This window comes from Micromonospora taraxaci (assembly GCF_007830095.1).
In the GTDB taxonomy this organism is placed as follows: Bacteria; Actinomycetota; Actinomycetes; order Mycobacteriales; family Micromonosporaceae; genus Micromonospora; species Micromonospora taraxaci.
In genome coordinates this window covers 2,288,387-2,310,652 of record NZ_VIWZ01000001.1, presented here as the reverse complement: position 1 = coordinate 2,310,652, position 22,266 = coordinate 2,288,387, and the positions used below count along the sequence as shown (strand labels likewise).

At 72.1% G+C, this 22,266-nt stretch carries 19 protein-coding genes; 7 read left to right on the top strand and 12 right to left on the bottom strand.

Features of this window, described 5'->3' with window-relative positions:
* Nucleotides 1-81: 81 nt before the first annotated feature.
* Nucleotides 82-3,027: an excinuclease ABC subunit UvrA gene (uvrA, locus tag FHU34_RS10920; protein WP_145779845.1), complete on the bottom strand. Its 2,946-nt coding sequence runs from the start codon at nt 3,025-3,027 to the stop codon at nt 82-84.
* 318 nt (nt 3,028-3,345) lie between these two features.
* Nucleotides 3,346-4,416, bottom strand: a complete 1,071-nt coding sequence (gene rsgA / locus FHU34_RS10915) for a ribosome small subunit-dependent GTPase A (RefSeq protein ID WP_145779844.1) — start codon at nt 4,414-4,416, stop codon at nt 3,346-3,348.
* 178 nt (nt 4,417-4,594) lie between these two features.
* Here rsgA and FHU34_RS10910 point away from each other — a divergent pair, with 178 nt between their 5' ends.
* Both FHU34_RS10910 and FHU34_RS10905 read left to right on the top strand, forming a co-directional pair.
* Complete coding sequence (locus FHU34_RS10910) at nt 4,595-5,311, top strand: maleylpyruvate isomerase family mycothiol-dependent enzyme (protein ID WP_145779843.1); 717 nt, start codon at nt 4,595-4,597, stop codon at nt 5,309-5,311.
* 7 nt (nt 5,312-5,318) lie between these two features.
* Entirely contained in the window at nt 5,319-5,972 is a 654-nt protein-coding gene (locus tag FHU34_RS10905; protein WP_145779842.1) for an MBL fold metallo-hydrolase, read from the top strand.
* 148 nt (nt 5,973-6,120) lie between these two features.
* Here the strand turns inward: FHU34_RS10905 and FHU34_RS10900 are convergent, their stop codons facing one another.
* Nucleotides 6,121-6,729 (bottom strand): DedA family protein, encoded by a 609-nt coding sequence (locus tag FHU34_RS10900; protein ID WP_145779841.1) that lies wholly within the window; start codon nt 6,727-6,729, stop codon nt 6,121-6,123.
* 102 nt (nt 6,730-6,831) lie between these two features.
* The gene (locus tag FHU34_RS10895; RefSeq protein ID WP_341874430.1) at nt 6,832-7,515 is read right to left on the bottom strand and encodes a class I SAM-dependent methyltransferase; all 684 of its coding nucleotides are present in this window, start codon (nt 7,513-7,515) and stop codon (nt 6,832-6,834) included.
* A 183-nt stretch (nt 7,516-7,698) separates the two neighbouring features.
* Between FHU34_RS10895 and FHU34_RS10890 the strand changes: the two genes are divergently transcribed.
* Nucleotides 7,699-7,902, top strand: a complete 204-nt coding sequence (locus FHU34_RS10890; RefSeq protein ID WP_007072071.1) for a cold-shock protein — start codon at nt 7,699-7,701, stop codon at nt 7,900-7,902.
* A 48-nt stretch (nt 7,903-7,950) separates the two neighbouring features.
* Here FHU34_RS10890 and FHU34_RS10885 read toward each other — a convergent pair whose 3' ends face one another.
* The 5 genes from FHU34_RS10885 to FHU34_RS10865 form a co-directional block, all read right to left on the bottom strand.
* Nucleotides 7,951-9,231, bottom strand: coding sequence for an MFS transporter (locus tag FHU34_RS10885; protein ID WP_145779840.1), 1,281 nt, complete (start codon nt 9,229-9,231; stop codon nt 7,951-7,953).
* Nucleotides 9,228-9,803, bottom strand: coding sequence for an ArsR/SmtB family transcription factor (locus FHU34_RS10880; protein ID WP_145779839.1), 576 nt, complete (start codon nt 9,801-9,803; stop codon nt 9,228-9,230). Before FHU34_RS10880 ends, FHU34_RS10885 begins: the two co-directional genes overlap by 4 nt.
* 107 nt (nt 9,804-9,910) lie before the next feature.
* A complete protein-coding gene (locus FHU34_RS10875; RefSeq protein WP_145779838.1) occupies nt 9,911-10,783 on the bottom strand; it encodes a hypothetical protein in 873 nt (290 codons plus the stop codon).
* Between the two features lie 159 nt (nt 10,784-10,942).
* Nucleotides 10,943-12,625: a CocE/NonD family hydrolase gene (locus FHU34_RS10870; protein WP_145779837.1), complete on the bottom strand. Its 1,683-nt coding sequence runs from the start codon at nt 12,623-12,625 to the stop codon at nt 10,943-10,945.
* Between the two features lie 3 nt (nt 12,626-12,628).
* The gene (locus tag FHU34_RS10865) at nt 12,629-13,144 is read right to left on the bottom strand and encodes a MarR family winged helix-turn-helix transcriptional regulator (RefSeq protein ID WP_145785537.1); all 516 of its coding nucleotides are present in this window, start codon (nt 13,142-13,144) and stop codon (nt 12,629-12,631) included.
* A 125-nt stretch (nt 13,145-13,269) separates the two neighbouring features.
* On the opposite strand from FHU34_RS10865, the gene FHU34_RS10860 reads away from it, so the two are divergent.
* Entirely contained in the window at nt 13,270-15,396 is a 2,127-nt protein-coding gene (locus tag FHU34_RS10860) for an MMPL family transporter (protein WP_145779836.1), read from the top strand.
* Between the two features lie 51 nt (nt 15,397-15,447).
* Here FHU34_RS10860 and FHU34_RS10855 read toward each other — a convergent pair whose 3' ends face one another.
* Nucleotides 15,448-16,329, bottom strand: coding sequence for a lytic transglycosylase domain-containing protein (locus FHU34_RS10855; protein ID WP_145779835.1), 882 nt, complete (start codon nt 16,327-16,329; stop codon nt 15,448-15,450).
* Between the two features lie 33 nt (nt 16,330-16,362).
* Nucleotides 16,363-17,769, bottom strand: coding sequence for a DedA family protein (locus tag FHU34_RS10850; RefSeq protein WP_145779834.1), 1,407 nt, complete (start codon nt 17,767-17,769; stop codon nt 16,363-16,365).
* A gap of 133 nt (nt 17,770-17,902) precedes the next feature.
* Here FHU34_RS10850 and typA point away from each other — a divergent pair, with 133 nt between their 5' ends.
* The 3 genes from typA (at nt 17,903) to FHU34_RS10835 (ending at nt 21,483) form a co-directional block, all read left to right on the top strand.
* A complete protein-coding gene (gene typA, locus FHU34_RS10845; RefSeq protein WP_145779833.1) occupies nt 17,903-19,771 on the top strand; it encodes a translational GTPase TypA in 1,869 nt (622 codons plus the stop codon).
* Between the two features lie 111 nt (nt 19,772-19,882).
* Nucleotides 19,883-20,725 (top strand): serine hydrolase, encoded by an 843-nt coding sequence (locus tag FHU34_RS10840; protein WP_145779832.1) that lies wholly within the window; start codon nt 19,883-19,885, stop codon nt 20,723-20,725.
* A 56-nt stretch (nt 20,726-20,781) separates the two neighbouring features.
* On the top strand, nt 20,782-21,483 hold the full coding sequence (locus tag FHU34_RS10835) for a lysoplasmalogenase (protein ID WP_145779831.1): 702 nt from the start codon (nt 20,782-20,784) through the stop codon (nt 21,481-21,483).
* Here FHU34_RS10835 and FHU34_RS10830 read toward each other — a convergent pair.
* A complete protein-coding gene (locus FHU34_RS10830; RefSeq protein ID WP_145779830.1) occupies nt 21,452-22,249 on the bottom strand; it encodes a tyrosine-protein phosphatase in 798 nt (265 codons plus the stop codon). The two genes, FHU34_RS10835 and FHU34_RS10830, sit on opposite strands and share 32 nt — an antisense overlap.
* Nucleotides 22,250-22,266 lie beyond the last annotated feature (17 nt).

The following is a 22,266-nucleotide window of genomic DNA, read 5'->3' as shown; positions in this document are numbered from 1 at the left end:
CCCGGACCAGCCCGCCCGTGCCGTGATGACACGCGCGGAACCGACCCGACCCGCCTCGCCCAACGACCACGCACCGAACTGTCAGCGCGCGCCGGCCGGCACCTTTCGGCTGGCCCGCGCCTTGGTCGCGCCGTTGGCCTTGGCGGCACGGTTGGTGGCGGCGGCTGCGCCCTTGGCCTTTCCGTCGAGCTTGAGCACCTGGCGCAGGAACTCGCCGGTGTGGCTCTCGGCCACCTCGGCGACCTCCTCGGGAGTGCCGGTGGCGAGCACGGTGCCGCCCCGGTGGCCGCCCTCCGGACCCATGTCGATCAGCCAGTCGGCCGACTTGATCACGTCGAGGTTGTGCTCGATGGTGATCACGGTGTTGCCCTTGTCGACCAGACCTTCCAGCACCATCAGCAGCTTGCGGATGTCTTCGAAGTGCAGACCGGTGGTCGGCTCGTCGAGCACGTAGACAGTCCGTCCGGTGGAGCGCTTCTGCAGCTCGGACGCGAGCTTGACCCGCTGCGCCTCACCGCCGGAGAGGGTGGGCGCGGGCTGACCGAGGCGTACGTAGCCGAGACCGACGTCGACCAGGGTCTTGAGGTGCCGGTGGATGGCCGGGATGGCGGAGAAGAACTCGGCGGCCTCCTCGATCGGCATCTCCAGCACGTCCGAGACGGTCTTGCCCTTGTAGTGCACCTCGAGGGTCTCCCTGTTGTACCGGGCGCCCTTGCAGACCTCGCAGGGGACGTACACGTCGGGCAGGAAGTTCATCTCGATCTTGATGGTGCCGTCGCCGGAGCACGCCTCGCAGCGCCCGCCCTTGACGTTGAACGAGAACCGACCCGGGCCGTACCCGCGGACCTTCGCCTCGGTGGTCTCGGCGAAGAGCTTGCGGACGTGGTCCCAGACCCCGGTGTAGGTGGCCGGATTGGAGCGCGGCGTACGGCCGATGGGCGACTGGTCCACGCCGACGACCTTGTCGACGTGCTCCAGGCCGGAGACCCGGGTGTGCCGGCCGGGCACCAGCCGAGCGCCGTTGATCTGGTTGGCGAGAACCGCGTACAGGATGTCGTTGACCAGCGTCGACTTGCCCGAGCCGCTGACCCCGGTGACCGCGATCAGTTGGCCCAGGGGGAAGGACACGGTCAGGTTGCGCAGGTTGTGCTCACGCGCGCCGTGCACCACCAGCTCCCGCGCCGGGTCCTGCGGGCGGCGGGTCGACGGTGTCGGGATCGACCGACGCCCGGACAGGTACGCCCCGGTGATCGACTCCTTGTTCTTCAGCAGCGCGGGCACCGAGCCGCTGTGCACGATCTTGCCGCCGTGCTCACCGGCGCCGGGCCCGATGTCGACGATCCAGTCGGCGACGCGGATGGTGTCCTCGTCGTGCTCGACCACGATCAGCGTGTTGCCCAGCCCACGGAGCCGGACCAAAGTCTCGATCAGCCGGTGGTTGTCACGCTGGTGCAGCCCGATCGACGGCTCGTCCAGCACGTAGAGCACGCCCACCAGGCCGGAGCCGATCTGGGTCGCGAGTCGGATGCGCTGCGCTTCGCCGCCGGACAGGGTGCCGGCCGGCCGGTCCAGGGAGAGGTAGTCCAGACCGACGTCGAGCAGGAACCGCAGCCGGGCGTTGATCTCCTTCAGGACCCGCTCCGCGATCAGCTTCTGCCGGTCGCTCAGCTCGATGCCGGCGAGCAGGTCGGCGCACTCCCCCACGGAGAGGTTGCAGACCTCGGCGATGCTCTTGCCCGCGAGGGTGACCGCGAGCACCTCAGGCTTGAGCCGGGCGCCCCCGCACGCCGCGCACGGCACGTCGCGCATGTAGCCCTCGTACTTGTCGCGGGACCACTCGGACTCGGTGTCGGAGTGCCGGCGCTCGATCCACTGCACCACGCCCTCGAAGCCGGTGTAGTAGGAGCGCTCGCGGCCGTACTTGTTGCGGTAGCGCACGTGCACCTGGTCGTCGGACCCGTGCAGGATCGTCTTCTGTGCCCGCGCCGGCAACGCCCGCCACGGGGTGTCGATGTCGAAGTGCTGGGCCTCGCCGAGCGCCTCCAGCAGACGCAGGAAGTATTCCAGGTTGTGCCCGGTGGACCAGGGCTGGATGGCGCCCTCACGGAGGCTGCGCTCCGGGTCGGGGATCAACAGCTCCGGGTCGACCTCCTTCTTGGTGCCCAGGCCGGTGCACTCCGGGCAGGCGCCGTACGGCGCGTTGAAGGAGAAGACCCGGGGTTCGAGGTCCTCGATGGCGAGCGGGTGGTCGTTGGGGCAGGCCAGGTGCTCGGAGTAGCGGCGCTCCCGGTCCGGGTCGTCCTCCGGGAGGTCGACGAAGTCGAGCAGCACCAGGCCGCTGGAGAGACCCAGGGCGGCCTCGACCGAGTCGGTCAGCCGCTGCTTGGCGCTGGGCTTGACGGTGAGCCGGTCGATCACCACCTCGATGGTGTGCTTCTCCTGCTTTTTGAGCTTCGGCGGCTCGGTCAGCGGGTGCACCACGCCGTCGACCCGGGCCCGGGCGTAGCCCTTGGCCTGCAACTCGGCGAAGAGGTCGACGTACTCGCCCTTGCGGCCGCGGATGACCGGCGCGAGCACCATGAACTTGGTGCCCTCGGCCATCGCGAGGACCCGGTCGACGATCTGCTGGGGGCTCTGCCGGGAGATCCGCTCGCCGCAGACCGGGCAATGTGGCTCGCCGATGCGGGCGAAGAGCAGACGCAGATAGTCGTAGACCTCGGTGATGGTGCCGACGGTCGAACGCGGGTTGCGCGAGGTGGACTTCTGGTCGATGGAGACGGCGGGGCTCAGGCCCTCGATGAAGTCGACGTCTGGCTTGTCCATCTGGCCGAGGAACTGCCGGGCGTACGACGAGAGCGACTCGACGTAGCGGCGCTGGCCCTCGGCGAAGATCGTGTCGAAGGCCAGGCTCGACTTGCCCGACCCGGACAGCCCGGTGAACACGATGAGTGCGTCCCGGGGCAGGTCGAGACTGACGTCACGCAGATTGTGCTCGCGCGCGCCACGGATGATCAGTCGGTCGGCCACGGTGCGTGTACTCCCGGGAGAAGACGAAGCGAAGAATGTGTCCCGCTCTGGGTGATTTGAGCGGTCGTACGGGCGCGGAAAACACGCCTCGGCAACTCTAGCCCCGAGGTACGACACTTTCCCTCGCCCGCACATTCCCCCAGCTCAGCGCGGTCGGCCGCAGCGGGCCGAGGCCCACATCGCCCGGTGCCCCGGGCGCCGGGCCGAGGGTCGGGCCCGAGCCGGGCGACAGCCCGGCGGCCGCGCGGAGCGCGAGGCTCAGCGCGACCGGCGAGCCGGCCCCGGGCCGTGCGAGATGACGACGACCGGGGAGCCCGGTCAGTAGCCGCCGGGCGTCGGCGGGCGGGCCGCACGGCGTCGGGCCGACCGCCAGCCGCCGCGCCGCTCCGCCGCCACCCGTGCCTCCCGCCGTCGACTCTCGTGGGCCACCTCCCCCTGCAGCCGCCGCCAACTCTCCCACCGCCGGGTGGAGAGCTCCCCGGTGTGCAGCGCCTCCCGGACCGCGCAGGCGGGCTCGCCGTCGTGCCCGCAGTCGGCGTACCGGCAGCCCTCGGCCAGCCCGGCGATGTCGGCGAACGCCCGGTCGAGCCCGGCCACGCCGTCGAGCAGGCCGACCGCCCGGACACCGGGCGTGTCGATCAGGGCACCCCCGCCGGGGATCGGTACGAGGGCCCGCCACGTGGTGGTGTGCCGGCCCTTGCCGTCGACTCGGCGGATCGCCTGCGTCGGCATCATCACGGTGCCGGCGAGGGCGTTGACCAGGCTCGACTTGCCCGCGCCGGAGGGCCCGAGCAGGCCGAGCGTGCGGCCCGCGGTGACCTCGGCACGCAGCGGGTCCAGCCCGACGCCCCGCTCGGCGCTGACCGGCAGCACCGGCACTCCGGGCGCGACAGCGGCGAGTTGCCGGGCCAACGCGGCCGGGTCGGCCGCGAGGTCGGCCTTGGTGAGCACGACCAGCGGCCGGGCGCCGGACTCGTGGGCCAGGGAGAGCAGCCGTTCGATACGGCCGACGTCCGGTTCGGGGTGCACCGGCTCCACCACGGCGGCGGCGTCGAGGTTGGCGGCCAGGACCTGCCCGCTGGCGTCCTTGCCGGCGGTACGCCGGACCAGCGCGCCCCGGCGCGGCAGCACACCCTCGACGGTGACGCGACGGTCCGGCCAGGTGGTGAGCAGAACCCAGTCCCCGGCGCAGGGCAGGGCGGACGGATCCCGGCCGGCGGCGGCCAACACCACCCCGCCCAGGCTGGCCCGGACCGGGCCGGTCGCGGTGAGTACGGTGCAGACCCCCCGGTCCACCCGGGCCACCCGACCCGGGTGCTGCTCGGGGCGTCGCTCGGCGTACGCCGCTCGCTCGGCGTCCCAGCCGAGGGCGGTCAGATCGATGGTCATGGCATCCTCATCGGTATTGAAGTTGGTGATGGCGGAACACGCGTGCCACGTCCGGCATGATCACCACCTCCGTCCGATGTCCCGGTGCCGCGTCTGCCGCTGACGGTAGGTCCCGGGCCGACGCGCCGAAAGCGATTTCCCCGGCGACGCCGCGACGGCGGACCGCTAGGGTCGACGGGTGACCACGGATCCGCTGTTGCTGATGGGCGAGGTGGACGCGGCCACCAGCCGACTTCTGCGTACCGCCGCTTCTTTCGACGCCGCGGACCTGGCCGCGGCGTCGCTGCTGCCGGGCTGGACGCGCGGCCACGTGCTGGCGCACCTGGCGCGCAACGCGGACGGCTTCGTGAACCTGCTCACCGCGGCCCGCACCGGACGGGACCTGCCGATGTACGCCTCGCTGGAGGTCCGCGCGACGGACATCGAGACCGGTTCGGGCCGACCGCCCGCCGCGCACCTGGACGACCTGCGGCGCAGCGCGGACCTGTTCGCCGAGGCGGTGGCGGCGATGCCGGCCGAGGCGTGGGCGGCGACGGTGCAGGCGCGCAGGGGCCCCTGGCCGGCCGCGCTGCTCGTCTGGGGCCGCCTCCGCGAGATCGAGGTGCACCATCTCGACCTGGCCGCCGACTACCGGGCCGCGGACTGGTCGGACACGTTCACCCACCGGCTGCTGCGTGAGGCGGCCAGCCACCACGCCATGGGGCCGACGCCGCCGTCGGTGGTGCTGCGTCTCGACGGCAGCGCGCACGAGGTGGTCATCGGTGACCGTGACGGCGCCCCGATCGTCGCCGGTCCCGCCCCCGACCTCGCCGCCTGGCTGATCGGCCGCGCCGACGGCGCCCCGCTCTCCGTCACCCCTGACGGTCCCCTGCCTACTCCACCGGAATGGATCTGAAAACGTCATGACATACAGCGGAGACGTCACCCACGGCGGAGCGCCGGCGGTACGCGAGCTGGACGGGCTCACCATCAGCAAGCTGTCGGTGGGTCCGATGGACAACAACGCCTACCTGCTGCGCTGCACGAGCACCGGGGAGCAGGTGCTGATCGACGCCGCCAACGAGGCGCCCCGGCTGCTGGAGCTGGTCGGCGACGCCGGGCTCGCCGCTGTGGTGACGACCCACCAGCACATGGACCACTGGGTGGCGCTGGAGGAGGTGGTCGCCAAGACCGGCGCCCGGGCGCTGGTGCACACCGACGACGCTGCCGGGCTGCCGATCGAGGCGGAGCGTCTGTCCGATGGCGACACCGTGCCGGTGGGCGACTGCGCACTTGAGGTCATCCACATCAAGGGGCACACCCCGGGCTCGATCGCGCTGCTCTACCGCGACCCCGCCGGCACCCCGCACCTCTTCACCGGCGACAGTCTCTTCCCGGGTGGCGTTGGTAACACCGACAAGGACCCGGAGCGCTTCGCCGCGCTGATCGACGACGTCGAGCACAAGCTGTTCGACCAGCTGCCGGACGACACCTGGTTCTACCCGGGCCACGGCAAGGACAGCACCCTGGGCGCGGAACGCCCCGCCCTCCCCCAGTGGAAGGCAAGAGGCTGGTAGCCCCAAAGATCAAAACCCCCGTCGGGGCCGGCACGACCAGACGTAGGTCAAGCACAACGGGGGCGGGGGCCCGCCGTGCCCGGCGCAGGGATCAAGCCTGACCGCCCGGAGCCGGGCACGGCGGGCCCCCGCCCCACCACCGCAACCACTAACCACCAAGGGCAAAGAGCCGCCGCCGCGCCCCCAGCAACACGACGGAAGCCAACACCACCCCGACCCCCATCGTGATCACCAGTGGGCTGGGCTCACCGGGCAGCAGCCCGGCGATGGACCGCGCCGCGGTGCCCAGCGCGAGGTAGAGACCGGCCCAGGCAGCCGCGCCGAGCGTGGCGCAGCCGAGGAACCGGCGGTACGACATTCGCAGCCCACCGGCGGCCAGCGGAAGCAGCGCGTTGAACACGGGCAGGAACGGCGCGACGACCATCATCCGGCCGCCACCGCGACGCAGGATTCCCTCCGCCGCGACCCAGCGTGCCTCGCCGATCCAATCGCCGATCCGGCTGTGTCGTAGCTGCTCGGCGTAGCGGCGGCCGACCAGGAAACTCAGCGACCAACCGGCCAGGCAGCCGACCATGACAGCGGCGAAGGTGGCCAGCCCGGTGCTCGGGCGGCCCACCCCGACGGCGGCGAGGATCGCCACGTCGCCGGGGACCAGGACACCCAGCAGGGGTACGGCATCGAAGAGCATGACGAGCCCGAGCGCGCCCATCAGCAGCAGAACAGGCAGTTCTCCGATCTGGGCCAGCCATTGCGTCATGCCTCGTACGCTATGGCCGCCGCACCACTTCGGACATCCGGTTGTTGCCCCCAGCGACCCCTGGCTTCCGTCTCGGGGTCGCCCCTGAGACACCGCCGGCGCTCAGACGGGCCGCAGCACCTGTACTCGGCGTAGTGGCGAGTCGACCGACGGTTCGGTGGTGGGCACCGGATAGTCGGCGAGCACCGTCAGACGGTCGACCGGCAGGTGCTCCCGGCCGGGGTCACCGACCAGCACGTCGGCGCCCGCGGCGGCGATCCGTTCCAGGAACGGCAGCATCCGGTCGGCCATCGCGCGGTCGTAGAAGACGTCCCCGGCGACCACCAGGTCGGCTTCCGCGTCGAAGCTGTCGAGCAGGTCGTCCCCGACCGCGTCGACGGCGACCTGGTTGGCTCGCGCGTTGATGGTGACGGCGGCGACGGCGTACGGGTCGATGTCGTTGGCGATCACCTGCGTGGCGCCGGCCAGTGCGGCCGCGATGGCGACCAGTCCCGACCCGGCGGCGAGGTCGAGCACTCGGCGACCGGCGGCCAGCTCCGGGTGGTCCAGGAGGTGACGGGCCAGCGCCTGGCCCCCGGCCCAGGCGGACGCCCAGTAGGGCGCCGGCAGGGCGTGGCCGGCGTTGGCTTCCATCCGGGCCCACCAGACGATGGCGTCCTCGGCCAGGTGCAGCCGCACCTCGGGGACGAACGGAGTGGGGACCAGCCGGAGCCGGTCCAGGCCGGCTCCGGGAGCGTCGATCTCGCGCTCCAGCTCGGTCAGCGCGTCGGCTGCGGCACCCGTCATCGGCGCAAGCATGCCCCAGCGGGGCGTGGTCGGGGCGGCTTTCACGTGCCGGCGCGCAGAGTTCACTCGAAGACCTACGGCACTTCGGCCAGCAGATTGGGGTTTCGCCCGTTACTGTCGAACAGGTACGGGCGATCATCGGCCAGAGGTCGATGGTCAGCCGCTTTGAACAGGGAGAGATGCATGGCAACCGGCACGGTTAAGTGGTTCAACTCGGAAAAGGGCTTCGGCTTCATCGAGCAGGATGGTGGAGGGCCGGACGTGTTCGTCCACTACTCCGCCATCGCGACGAGCGGCTACCGGGAGCTCAACGAGGGCCAGAAGGTCGAGTTCGAGGTGACCCAGGGGCAGAAGGGTCCGCAGGCGGACAACGTCCGCCCGATGTAGCTCCGTGCCGGTGACGGCGGCCGGGTCCCGGCCGCCGTCGCAGCGCACTCAAGACGCCACCGGGGCGGCGGGCAGGTCCCGCCGCCTCCGGATTGGCCCGATCAACAGGATCAACGGGGTGAACGCCTGCCAGGCGGTCATCACGAACACTGCTGTCCCGACGTCGTAGTGCGCGCCGATCACACCGGCCAGCACGGCCGCCACCGGGATCGTGCCGTAGTTGAGCAGCTGCATGCTCACCGTCACCCGGCCCAGCATGTGGTGCGGCGTGTAGGTCTGCCGGAAGGCGCCCTTGACCACGTTGCCGACGGCCACGCCGAGGCCGACCAGCAGGCCACCGAGCGCTGGCCAGGCCAACCCGACGCCCGGCGCGGCCAGGGGGATGACCAATGCCGGCGGGCCGGCGAGCACCCCACCGATCAGCAGGGCCCGGGCGGTCCCCCAACGCCGGCCGACTCTGGCGGCCACCAGCGCCCCGATGATGCCTCCGACGCTCATCACCCCGACCAGCGCGCCGACCAGGCCGGGTTCGAGGCGCAGCTCGCGGACCAGGAAGACCACCAGGACGGCCTGGTAGCCGCTCAGCCCGAAGTTGCTGGCCGCGCCGAAGGCCGTCAGCACCCGCAGGTACGGGTCCCGGACGACGAAGCGCAGCCCCTCGGCGATGTCCTGACGCAGTGACCGGGATCGGTCCGGCCGACGTACGCGTGGTTCACGGGTGCGGATCCGCAGCAGCAGCGCCGCCGAGGCGAGGAACGTGAGCGCGTCCAGCAGCAGGGCGGCCACGGCGCCGGTGAGCTGGGCGATCAGGCCGGCGAGGCCGGGCCCGACAACGTGGCTCACGGTCTGCGTCGCCTGGAGCTTCGCGTTGCCCTCGGGTAGCTGCTCGGGTCGCAGCAGCACCGGCAGGTAGACCTGGTCGGCGGTCTCGAAGAAGACCCGCGCGGTGCCGGCGCTGAGAGCGACCACCAGCAGGTGCGCAACGGTGAGCCAGCCCAGCACGGCGGCGAGCGGCACACTGAGGAAGGCCGACGCGCAGAACAGGTCGCACACCACCATCACCGATCGGCGGGGCAGCCGGTCCACCCACGCTCCGGCCGGCAGGCCGATCAACAGCCAGGGCAGCCAGGCCGCGGCGGTGAGCACCGCGACCTGGAAGGTGCTGGCGTCGAGGACGGCGACCGCGACCAGGGGCAGCGCGACGGTGGTGACGTTGCTGCCGACGCTGCTGACCGTCTGACCGGCCCAGAGCAGGCGGAAGTCGCGGTGCCGCAGCAACCCGCCGGTCGGCTGGACGTCGAACGACTGGTTGCGGGTGGCGGTGGTCACGGTCGGGCCGGTACGCCGTGGATGAACAGGAAGACCGGTCGACGTTCGGCGTCGTCGTCGGGCAGGTCCCGGTCGGCCCAGCGCGCGAGGACGTCGTTCAGCTCGTGGCTCAGCTCGGCCAGTTCGCCCGGCGTGAGGTGCAGCCAGCGGTCGGTGGAGAACGGCGCGTCCTCCCAGGTTGCCTGGCTGGCTTCGTCGGTGGCGTGCCACGCGCGAGCCAGGGCGACGTGCCGGTCGAGGTTGAGCGAGGTGGCCGCGTCGGCGACCACTCGGGCGGCCGGGTCGGCGTCGAAGTCGGCGTTGGACCAGCGCAGGCCCCTGCTGACCAGCCGCCACCACCGCTCACGCCGGTCCCGGGCCAGCTCGGGTGCCTCGGTGACCAGGTCCGCCGCGGCGAGGACCTTGAGGTGGTGGCTGACGTTCGCCGGCGCCTGGTCGGTGCGCTCGGCAAGCAGGCCGACGGTCGAGGGACCGTGCACCTTGAGCACGTCCATCAGGCGGCGGCGAAGCGGGTGGGCCATCGCGGCCAGTGCCCGCGAGTCGGTGATCTGGCGTACGTCAGGGCTTTCCATGCCCCCACCATGACATCCGCAAGAACTGTTGCGCAATATATATTGCCCAACGATCATTGCGGAAGCGTGGAGAGGGGCGGCCCGGCGGCTACGGGCCGCCCCTCCGCTCAGGCGACGAGCCGGCGGGCCAGTTCGTCGGCGACCTGCTTGGCGATGGTGGGCGGGATCGCCGCGGCGATCTCCTCCGGCGTCAGCCCGGCCAGCACGCCCTGCACGATCGCCGCCTCGTCGGTGAAGTCCTTCGCGGCCAGTGCGTTCAGCTTGTTCTGCAGGTCGGTGAGCTGCGCCGTCATCGCCCGCAGGTTCCAGTTGCCGGTCACCGCGATACCGGTCTCGTCCCGACCCTCCGCGATCCGGGTGTAGATCTGTCCGATCGGGTTGCGGCCGTCCAGCACGGTGAGGTTCTTGTGGACGGTGGCCAGCCAGTTGTGCTCTTGAGGGGTCATGTCGTCGTCCTCCAGTAGTCCGATGGAGCTGAGGTAGCGGCGGAACAATGGCCGCTGGTCGCGACCCGCCTTGATCGCGTCACGAAAGAAACTGAAGTGGGTGTGCCAGCGGTGCGAGCTGTCGCCGGTGGTGCGCTTGCCGAGGCGGTCCCACCGCTTCACGGTGGAGCCGTCGGGGCTGTAGATGATTTCGCGGATGTCCCGGGTGTCGGCCGCGTTCGCGGCGCACTGCGCCACGCACCAGACCGAGAAGCTGGGCAGGGTGTTCGAACGGCCCCCGGAGCGGACGTCGAACTGGCCGACGTCGAGCGCCGACGCGTCGAGAGTCAGGCCGGCCCGGTCCCGGGGTGACTCGACCACCGAGTAGTCGTTGGGGACGACCCGGTCCGAGCCGCAGTGGTAGCCACCCCGGTGGGACGGGTCGCCGACGATGCCGACCTCCGCCGGATCCAGGTCGTCCGGGCCGGGGGCATTGTCGAGGTGCGTGAGGAGCAGACTTCGAACGGCCAACAGATTAGCCGGGGCCCGGGTCATGGGGTCCCCCTCTCAACTGGGGCGGGGACCGGGCACGACATCACACCGCGTACGCGGTGCTGGGCTTCGGGCGAGCCCGGTCTGCTGGTGCACGGCGCCGGGCGTTGACTCAACCATAGCCCGCATTTGCCGTGAATGCCCAGCTCAGACGGGCTCTGTTCAGATTGGAGGTTGCGCCGGGGCAGAGTGGACGATCGGCAACAGCAGTGCCGAGGGGTGCTCTGGGTCGTGCAGAACCTGCCGCCAGCCGGCACGCAGCGTAACCGCCGTACCGAGAGGTTCACCGGTGCCGGGGTTACGCGCCCAGCGCGGGTGGGCGCCGCCGGAGACCTGCACCCGCAGTCGGTGTCCGGCGGCGAACCGGTACGCGGTCGGCCAGAGCGACACCGGCACCCGCAGCACACCGTCGGGGTCGGCCGGAGAACGCTCCGGCGTGACCCGCACCAGACCGTCGCACACGTTCCACGAACGACCTCGACGGTCCACGTCGCACAGTCGAACGAAGACGTCCAGGTGCGGCAGCTCGGCGCGCACGTGGATCTCGGCGCGTACCGGGCCGATCACCTCGACCGGCCCGGTCAGCGGGGCGCTGGTGTAGGTCAGCACGTCCGGGCGGGCCTCGACCTGCCGGTTGTCCACCGGGCCTGCCCGCTGAGCGACGAGCAGCGGGCCACCCACCGACGGTGTCGGATCGGCCGGGTCGTACCGGAACTCGTCCGGCGTCGACGCGACCGGCGGGCGCACCGCCAGCTCACCACCCGGATGCAGGTGCCACGCGGTCTCCACCGCCGGGGGCGGCCAGTCCGGTAGGTCCCGCCAGCCGCCGCCGGGACCGGCCACGTACAGCCGTACCGGAGCGGACGCGTGGCGGTCCGGGCGTCGCTCTGCCGGCGGGGCGGCCGTGAGGTGCTCGTCGAGCCAGGCCAGCCCCTCGCGCAGGGCGGCCACGAACAGGCCGGGACTGCCGTGCGTCCACGGGCCGATCACCAGGCGCGGCTGCGCTCCGGTGGCGCGCAGCGTGGCGAAGTCGTCGAGCTGGGCGGGCAGGAAGATGTCGTGCCAGCCGCTGACCATGGCCACCGGCGCCCGCACCCGGGCCACCCGGTCGGCGAAGACCCGGGTCCGCCAGTAGACGGCGTCCGGATCGTGGTGGCGCAGCCACTCCTGAAAGAAGGGGATGGTCACACCGGTGGCCACCTGGTCGGCGTCGGCCAACGGCAGGTGTCGCAACGCGGCGACGAGCCGGGGTTGCCCACGCTTGAGCTCCCACTGCCGGGCCAGCCAGGGCACGGTCTGCGCGTGCAGCAACTCCGCCCAGGTCAGCACCGTGTCCAGGGCGAAGGACTCTCCTGCGTACGTCGAGTCCCGGGTGGCCGACGCGGTCACCACCGCGACCATCGCGCGCAGGTCCTCGTCGGCGTCGGCGGCGAGCGCCCACTGCGCGAAGCCCTGGTAGCTGACCCCGAACATGCCGAGCTGGCCGGCCCACCAGGGTTGGCGGCGCAGCCAGTCCAGGGTGTCCACTCCGTCGTCGCGCTCGTGGACGAGCGGGGCGAACGTGCCGCCGGAGCCGTCGGTGCCCCGGCAGGCCTGGATGACCGCGTGCCGGCCCCGGGCGGCGAGCAGCCGGCCGAGCAGCCGCAGTGGTCCGCCCCGCCCGTACGGGGTGCGGATCAGCACTGTCGGCGCGTCCCGGGCCGCCGGGGCGTAGTGGTCGGTGCGCAGCACCACACCGTCGCGGGCCCGAATCGCGATGTCGCGGGTGACCCGCACCGGGTTGGGTCGGGTGGGTGGTAGCCGCAGCGCGGCGGCGGCGAGGCGGGCGACGAGCCGGTCCGGCACCGGTCAGCCCGTCGGGCGGCGGGGCGGCTCGGGGCGGGCGGCGCGTATCGCGTCCCGGTGGTCTCGCAACGACTCGCCCATCTCCGCCATGAACCGGTGCACGATCTCCAGCTCGTCGTCGTCGAAGCGCTGCATCACCGTGTCGGTACGCGCGCCGAGTGGCTGGAAGAACTCCATGGCGAGGGCGGCGCCCTGGTCGGCGTAGTGCAGCAGCACCTTGCGCCGGTCGACGGTGTCCCGGTCCCGGCGGATGTGACCGGCCCGCTCGAGCCGGTCGATCAGGGCGGTGACGGAGCCGGAGGAGAGGTTGAGGTGTTCACCGAGGCGGCCGGGGGTGATCGGCTCACCGAGCAGTTCGGCGTCCATCACGGCGATCAACGCCTGCAGGTCGGTCGGGTTGAGCCCGTGCAGGTTGGCGAAGGCGTGACCGACCTGCTGGGCGTCGGCCGCGTACCGCCGGAGGTTGTTGGTGATCTCCGCGACCAGCCGCTCGCGGTGTGTGTCGCGCCGCCGGTACATGCCGTGAGTCGCCACCTCGCGCCGCTTTCCCCCGTCGTCGGTCTCTCGGGTTGCAGCATAGAACAGCCGTCGATAATCTCGTTTATCAAGATACTCGACGCCCGAAGGACTCCGAGGTCACCCTGATGTCTGTGTTCACCAGAGTCGCCCGCGGCAGGTTGGCCGCCTGGCTCACCGTGGCCGCGGCGATCGTCGTCGCCGCGATCGTCTTCGGGACGCCCCAGCCGGACAACCCGGCACCGGTCTCGGCCACCGGCCTGTCCACGGAGTGGCAGTCGACCCAGGTGCAGCGCCTCCAGGACCAGCTGCCCTCCAACGACGTTCAGCCGGCCATCGTGGTGGTGAGCCGCGACGACGGCGGCGCGTTGAGCGAGGCCGACCGGGCCGGCGTCGACGCCCGCGCCGGTGACCTTCGCCGCTTCGCGGCGGGCGGGCAGGTCAGCCCCGCCCAGGTCTCCCCGGACGGCACCGTCGCCCTGGTCGCCGTGCCGGTCGACACCGCCGGCGGTCAGGAGGCCGTCACCGCGACGGTGACCGACCTGCGCACCGCCCTGGCCGACCTGCCCGACGGGCTGACCGCTGACGTGACCGGCGCCCCCGCCTTCACGGCCGACCTCTCCTCGGTGTTCGACGGCGCCGACATCACCCTGCTCGCGGTGACCGCCGCCGTCGTGGCGGTGCTGCTGCTGATCACCTACCGCAGCCCGTTCCTGTGGATCGTGCCGCTGGTCGTGGTCGCCGCGACCGAGCAGCTCACCCTGCGCGCGGTGGACACCATCGTCCCGGCCGTCGGCATCAACCTCCAGCAGGGCCAGGTCACCGGCATCGCCAGCGTGCTGGTCTTCGGCGCCGCCACCGACTACGCCCTGCTGCTCATCGCCCGCTACCGGGAGGAACTGCGGCGCACGGAGGACCGCTTCGCGGCGATGCGCTCCGCGCTGCGCCGCACCGCCGAGCCCATCCTGGCCAGCGGCGGCACCGTGGTGCTCGGCGTCCTCACCCTGCTGCTCAGCGAGCAGGAGACCAACCGCGCACTCGCGGTGGCCTGCGCGACCGGCGTGGTCTTCGCCATGCTCTCGGCCCTGTTCGTGCTCCCCGCCGTCCTGGTGCTGTTCGGCAGGGGTCTGTTCTGGCCGTTCGTGCCCCGCGTCGGGGGCCCGGCCCGGGAGGGGCGGCTCTGGGGCCGGCTCGGCGCCGCCGTGGAACGCCGCCCGGTGGTGGTCGCGGTGCTGGCCACAGTGCTGCTCGGTGGCCTCGCCCTGGGTGGGCTCGGGATCCGCACCGGCCTGTCCGAGACCGAGCAGTTCCGGGCCGAGCCCGAGGCGGTGACCGGCGCGCAGACGCTGGCCCGGTCGTTCCCCGCCGGCAGCACCCAACCGGTGGCCGTGATCACCACGCCCGCGGCGGTGCGGGCGGTCACCGACGCCGCCACCGCCGTACCCGGTGTCGCCTCGGCGCGCCCCGGCGACGCCGGTGAGGCCGTGGCCCAGGTCGACGTGGTCCTGGAAGCCGAGCCCGGCACCACCGCCTCGGACCGCGCGATCGAGGCGTTGCGTACGGCGGTCGCCGCCGTTCCCGACTCCGCTCCCCCGGCCGCCGCCGGCGCGGACGCGCCGTCCGGGGCGATCGTCGGTGGTTCCGTGGCCGCCACGTACGACTCCGACGAGGCCAACGACCGTGACCTGCGACTGATCCTGCCGATCATCCTGCTGCTGGTCGGCGCGGTGCTCGTGCTCCTGCTGCGCGGGCTCCTCGCACCGGTGCTGCTGGTGCTCACCGTGATCGCGTCGTTCTTCGCCAGCCTCGGTGCGGCGTGGCTGCTCTTCGACCACGTGCTGGGCTTCCCGGCGCTCGACAGCGGTGTCCTGCTGCTCGCCTTCGTGTTCCTGGTGGCGCTCGGCGTGGACTACAACATCTTCCTGGTCACCCGGGCTCGGGAGGACGCCCGCAGCGTGGGCACCCGGGAGGGCATGCTCTCCGCCCTACGGGTCACCGGCGGAGTGATCACCAGCGCCGGGGTGCTGCTCGCCGCGGTGTTCGCCGTGCTCGGCGTGCTGCCACTGATCACACTGACCCAGATCGGCATCATCGTCTGCATCGGCGTCCTACTGGACACCCTGCTGGTCCGCACGGTCGTGGTGCCGGCGCTGGCGTTCCTGCTCGGTGAGCGCTTCTGGTGGCCCGGCCGGATCAACCGGGACTCCTCGGAGGACGCCCCGGCGTCACCGGAGCCGGTCGCCGCCCGCGACTGACCGACTGACGCGACGGGGGCCGTGACGGCGTCGTCACGGCCCCCGTCGCGGTCAGTAGTCCAGGCAGACGCACTCGGACATCAGCGCGCGTACGTTGCGCACGTACGACGGGTTGGGGATGGCCAGCGGCTTGCCCTCCTGCGCCACCGCCCCGTGCCCGAAGTTGTACGCGGCGATCACCGCGTTGAGCAGGCAGGAATTCAACTCGCTGGTGCACAGGGCCGGGTCGAGTCGGAAATCGGACTCGAAGTACATGTCGCCGATGTACTTCGTCGCCCAGGCCAGGTAGGTGGCACCCAGGTAGGCGTTGTCCCGGTAGGCGTCGATCTCGTAGCTCTGCTCGAACCGCTGGTTCATCCAGGTCGCGGTGCCGGGCATCACCTGCATCAGCCCGACGCCGCCGTCGCAGGCGTAGATGTTGGACTGCCAGCCGCTCTCCTGCCAGGCGGTGGCCTTGAGCAGGTTGAGCGGGATCTTGATGTCCGGAGCGGAGGACGGCCAGTAGGTGCGGCCGGCCGCGTCGGTCAGCGCCGCCTTCACCTCGGCCCGGGTCGCCTGGGTGCCCTTGTAGCTCGGCTTGCAGGAACTCGGGGCCGGCTTCGGCGGCGCCGGCGGGACCTGCGTCTCAGTGGGCGGCTTCGCGACCGCCAGGGGCTTCGTCGCGGTGCGGGTCGGCTTCTTGGTCGGCTTCTTCGTCGGCGTCGGGGTCGCGCTGCGACTCGGCGCGGCGCCCATCGACTCCACCGCGCTCGCCGACGGGCTCGGCTCCTCGGTGACCTCGTCGGAGGGGGTGTCGGTCGGCGCGTCGGTGACCGCCACCGGCGCGGCCAGGTCCTGTGGCGTCTCCCCCTTGGCGGCGCAGCCGACCAGCGCGCTCGCCAACAGGAACCCGGCGAGCGCCGCGGCGCCCCACCGACCGGTCCGTCGAATCATGACGATGCCTCCCCGTGTGACAGTCGCCGCACCCTAGCAAGGTTCGACCGGGCTGCGGTGCCCCTCGGACGACGGCCGGACCTGGTCCACCGGCTGCTCCAACTCCCGCACCGCCCGGTCCCGGGTGGCCCACGCCACCATGAACACCACCGTCCAGAGCACCCCGAGCAGCACCGCCGCGGCGGTCCCGCTCGCCGTGTCCAGACCCAGGTAGAGCCGCGCGCCACCGACCCCGAGCACCCCCGCCGCGGCGGTCGTCCAGGCGGCCACCGCCACCGGCCACCGGGCACCACGCGACACCAGCCACGCCAGGGTGCAGAAGCTCGCCGCCACCACGGCGTTCTGGGTCGGCAACGGGGCCGACCCACCGCCGCCGTGCGGCCCGGTCAGTTCGGCCACCACGGCCAGCACCACCAGCGGCACGAACGCGCCCGCCGTGCCGACCACGCTGAGCAGGTCCGTGCGCCAGGGCCGGCTGCGCCACGCCAGCACCGCCGCCACCAGCGCCACCAACAGGATCAACACCGACCCCCGTACCACCGACACCAGGACCGTCGTTGCGTCGGCGGCATCCGGGGTACGCCGGGCGGTGAACCACCCCGCGATGGCGCCGTCCAGCGCGGCCAGGCCACTGTTGCGCACCGCCACGGCGAGCAGGCCCGCGATGGCGAGCCCGGCAGCGAAGAGCAGCAGGAGCCCGGCGGCCAGGTTGAGCAGCAACGTCCACGCCGGCCCGACCCGCATGGCCACCAGGAAGAACAGCACCCCGTAGCGCGCCGTGAGCCAGCGCACCGGGGGCAACGCCCCGGCCCGGGACAGCAACGCGCGAACCGGGTCGGGGTTGCGACCCAGCCACCGGCCGGCGAGCACCACAGCCAACAGGCCCGCCAGCAGCAACAGCGCCGCGCCGGTAGCCCGACCGAGCAGCCGGGAGACCGTGTCGTACGACTCACCGGCGAGGTGACCGAGCAGGACCGAGCCGCCCACCCAGGTCACCACACCGGCCAGGTTCCACAGCACGAACCGGCGGTACGGCATGCCGGCCGCACCGGCCAGCCGGGGCACCAGCGTGCGGGCGAAGGCCACCCAGCGGGCCGCGAACACTCCCCGCCCGCCGAGCCGGGCTAGCATGGCGTCGGCCCGGCCCCACCGCTCGGGCCCGACCCGGTGACCCAGCCCGGCGCGCAGCCGGGGGCCGTACCGACGTCCGGCGCGGAAGGCCAGCCCATCCCCGGCGACCGCCGCGACGATCATCGCGAGCAACGCCGGCCCGAGCCGCAAGGTACCGTTGTAGGTGAGGAAGCCGACGAGCAGCAGGGTAGCCTCACCCGGCACGAGCAGGCCGAAGATCACCGCGGTCTCGCCCGCCACGATCAGCGCGGCGACCAGGTAGATCCACAGGGTGGGCAGACTCTGCACCCAGGTCAGCAGGTCGTGCACTCAGGCCCCCGGGACACGGGAGCCAGCATGCCAGCCGGAAGAACCACCGGCACAGCAGTTTCACCATAGATCAGGGGCACCTGGGGGTGACCCCGACGCGGCCTGCGCGAGCGCAGGCGGAAGGATAGAGGGTATGCAGCTTCGCACCGACCTCCGCAACGTCGCCATCATCGCTCACGTCGACCACGGCAAGACCACCCTGGTCGACGCCATGTTGCGGCAGGCCGGGGCGTACGGCGCCCGGGGCGAGAACACCGAGCGGGTAATGGACTCGGGTGACCTGGAGCGGGAAAAGGGCATCACGATCCTGGCCAAGAACACCGGCGTGCGGTACCTGCCGGCGGACGGCTCCGACCCGGTCACCATCAACATCATCGACACCCCCGGTCACGCCGACTTCGGTGGCGAGGTGGAGCGCGGCCTCACCATGGTCGACGGCGTCGTGCTGCTCGTCGACGCGAGCGAGGGCCCGCTGCCGCAGACCCGCTTCGTGCTCCGCAAGGCGCTGCGGGCCCGGATGCCGATCATCCTGGTGATCAACAAGGTGGACCGGCCGGACGCCCGGATCAAAGAGGTCGTGGACGACACCTACGAGCTCTTCCTCGACCTGGACGCCGACGAGGAGCAGATCGACTTCCCGATCGTCTACGCCTGCGCGCGCGACGGCATCGCCTCGCTGACCCAGCCCGCCGACGGCTCGGTGCCCGACGACAGCACCTCCCTGGAGCCGCTGTTCCGCACCCTGCTGGACACCATCCCGGCACCCGCGTACGAGGACGGCGCCCCGCTGCAGGCCCACGTCACCAACCTCGACGCCTCGCCGTTCCTCGGCCGGCTGGCGCTGTGCCGCGTCCGCCAGGGCACCATCAGCAAGGGCCAGACGGTGGCCTGGTGCCGCACCGACGGCAGCACCCAGCGGGTCCGCATCTCCGAGATGCTGATGACCGAGGGCCTGGAGCGTAAGCCGGCCGAGACCGCCGGTCCGGGCGACATCATCGCGGTCGCCGGCATTCCGGAGATCATGATCGGTGAGACTCTGGCCGACGTCGACAACCCGACGGCGCTGCCGCTGATCACCGTCGACGAGCCGGCCATCTCGATGACCATCGGCACCAACACCTCGCCGCTGGTCGGCCGGGTCAAGGGCTCCAAGGTCACCGCCCGGATGGTCAAGGACCGCCTCGACAAGGAGCTCATCGGCAACGTGTCGCTGCGGGTGCTGCCCACCGAGCGGCCGGACGCCTGGGAGGTGCAGGGCCGTGGCGAGCTGGCGCTGGCCATCCTGGTCGAGCAGATGCGCCGGGAGAGCTACGAGCTGACCGTCGGCAAGCCGCAGGTCGTCACCAAGGAGATCGACGGCAAGACCTGCGAGCCGGTCGAGCGCCTGACCATCGACGCTCCGGAGGAGTACCTGGGCGCGATCACCCAGCTCCTCGCCACCCGCAAGGGCCGGATGGAGCAGCTGGTCAACCACGGCACCGGCTGGATCCGGATGGAGTGGCTGGTCCCGGCGCGCGGCCTGATCGGCTTCCGCACCGAGTTCCTCACCGACACCCGGGGCACCGGCATCCTGCACCACGTCTTCGAGTCGTACGAGCCGTGGTTCGGTGAGCTGCGTACCCGCAACAACGGTTCGCTGGTCGCCGACCGGGCGGGCGCGGTCACCGCCTTCGCGATGATCAACCTTCAGGAGCGCGGTCAGCTCTTCGTCGAGCCGACCACCGAGGTGTACGAGGGCATGATCGTCGGGGAGAACTCCCGCTCCGACGACATGGACGTCAACATCACCAAGGAGAAGAAGCTCACCAACATGCGGGCGTCGACCTCCGACGAGACCGAGAAGCTGATCCCGCCGCGCAAGCTCTCGCTGGAGCAGGCGCTGGAGTTCTGCCGCGAGGACGAGTGCGTCGAGGTCACCCCGACCGCGGTGCGCATCCGCAAGGTGGTGCTCGACCAGCAGCAGCGGGGCCGCGCCGCCGCCCGGCGCAAGCACGCCGGCTGAGCCCACCAGCACCCGACACCGGGCGCGTCGGCCGCTTGCGGCCGGCGCGCCCGTCCGTCTCCCACCCGGGTACGCGGGCCCGCCCACCCTTGATCCGCTACGGTCACCGGCATGACCTGGGATGATCTCGACGCCCACCTGGACCGGGTGCCCGGCACCGTCTCGGCGTACGTGGGCCGACTCGACGCGCCGCCGACCTGGACCCGCCACCCGGACGCCGCCCACTACGCGGCGAGCACCATGAAGGTGGCGGTGCTCGCCGCGCTGCACCGCGCCGCCGAGGCCGGCGAACTGGACCTGGACGCCCCGGTTCCGGTGGTCAACGAGTTCGACTCCGCCCAACCCGGCGCGCCCCGGTTCTCCTGCGCGCAGCCCTACGACAACGACGACGCAGTCTGGGACCGGCTGGGCGACACGGCCACGCTGCGCTGGTTGGCCGACCGGATGATCGTGCGGTCCAGCAACCTGGCCACCAACGTGGTCATCGGTCACGTCGGGCTACCCGCGGTGGCCGACGTCTGGGCGTCGACAGGTGCCCGCAACAGCGTCACCGGCCGGGGCATCGAGGACTTCGCGGCCCGCGAGGCCGGCATCACCAACACTGTCACCGCCGCCGACCTGGCCGCCCTGCTCGGCGCGCTCGCCGCCGGCGCCAGCGCCCCCGGCCCGATCGCCTCACCCGCCGCGTGCACCGCCATGCTGGACGTCCTGTTCGCCCAGGAGCACCGCGAGGACCTGGCCGCCGGTCTGCCCGAGGGCACCCGCATCGCGCACAAGAACGGGTGGGTACGCGGAGTCCGGCACGGCGCCGGCGTGGTGCTGCCCGACGACGCCCCGCCGTACCTGATCGCCGTCTGCACCACCACCGACCCGGACGACGGGGTCGCCGACGACGCCTGCCTGCTGATCGCGGACGTCTCCGCGCGGGTCTGGGCCGCCCGCCACCGGCTCTGACCCGCATTCCACAGGGCACGGCTAGGCTCTGCGCACCCCCACTCCCGGAGTCGCCGATGCCTCGCAGTCGCCTCGTCCTGATCGCCTTCCTCGTCGTGACGGCGGCGAACCTGCTGGCCGTCGGCACCGGCGGCGGTCTGGCCTTCCTGCTCACCAAACCGCTGCTCATGCCGCTGCTCGCCGGGTACCTCTGGTGGGCGGCCACCGAACGCGCGGCCCGGCCGGACCGGCTGATGCTCACGGCACTGGCCTTCGCCACCGGCGGCGACGTGGCCCTGATGATCGACGGCACCGGCTGGTTCCTCGCCGGAATGGCCTGCTTCCTCGGCACGCACCTCTGCTACCTCGCGGCGTTCACCCGGCACGGCGCCGCGACCGCGCTGCGCCGTGCACCGCTGGTCGCGGTCCCGCTGGGGTACGCGGTGCTGACAGTCGTCGCGCTGACCTGGATGTGGGCGGGGCTCACCGACGTCGGACTGGCCGTGCCGGTGGCCGTCTACGCCCTCGCCCTGGCGGCGATGGCCAGCACCGCCGCCACCCGGGGCTGGCGGGTCGGGCTCGGGGCCGCGCTGTTCCTCGGCTCCGACCTGCTGATCGCCGCCGGGGTGGCCGGGGTGGCCCAGCTACCCGGCGAACCGGTGCTGGTGATGGCCTCCTACAGCGTCGGTCAGGCGCTGATCGTCCTCGGCTGGGCCACCCGCACCAGCACACCGCCGGGCACGCCGGTCACTCCAGCAGTTGCGCCCGCAGCGCCCTGACGTCGCCGTCGGTCAACCCCAACCCGTCGCGCAGGTACGCGTCGAACGAGCCGTGCACCCGGCGTACCTCGTCGTAGCCGGCGTCGAGGTACTCGGCGCGGACCTCCAGCACTGGAAGCACCGCGTCGACGTCCAGTTCGGGCTGCCGCCGTCGCATCGCCTCGACGATCACCGCGCGCAGACTGTCGGTCATCTCGTTGTTGCGCAGGTAGTCGGCGCGGATCGCCGCCTCGTCCACCCCGAGCGCCGTCAACAGGATGACGGTGAGCCAGCCGGTGCGGTCCTTGCCGGCGGAGCAGTGGTAGACCAACGGCAGGTTCTCCGGTCGGCCGGCCAGCCGCACCGCCTCGGCGAAGCCGATCCGGGCCGACTCCCCGGTGACGAACCACCGGTAGATGGCCGCCATCGCCCCCGCCGTGCCCTGCCGGGCCAGCTCCGCGTACGCGTTCAGGTCGTGGCCGAGCAGCACCGCCGAGACGTACGTGAAGACCGGGTGCTCCGGGTCGTGCACCGGCAGGCACACCACCCGCGGCTCACCGGTGAGCCGGTCGGCCGGGGCGACAGCGATCTCCGAGTCGTCCCGGAGGTCGACCACGCACGCCGGCCCCAGCTTCGCCAGCACCGGCAGGTCGTCGTCGATCAGCCGACCCAACGCGGGAGTACGGATCAGCTGCCCCACCCGGACCCGCCGCCCGTCCGCGCCGACCAGCCCGCCCAGCTCACGCGCGTTCGGTGCGCCCACCAACTCCCAGCCCTGCCCGGTCATCCGGTCTCCCCTCCCAC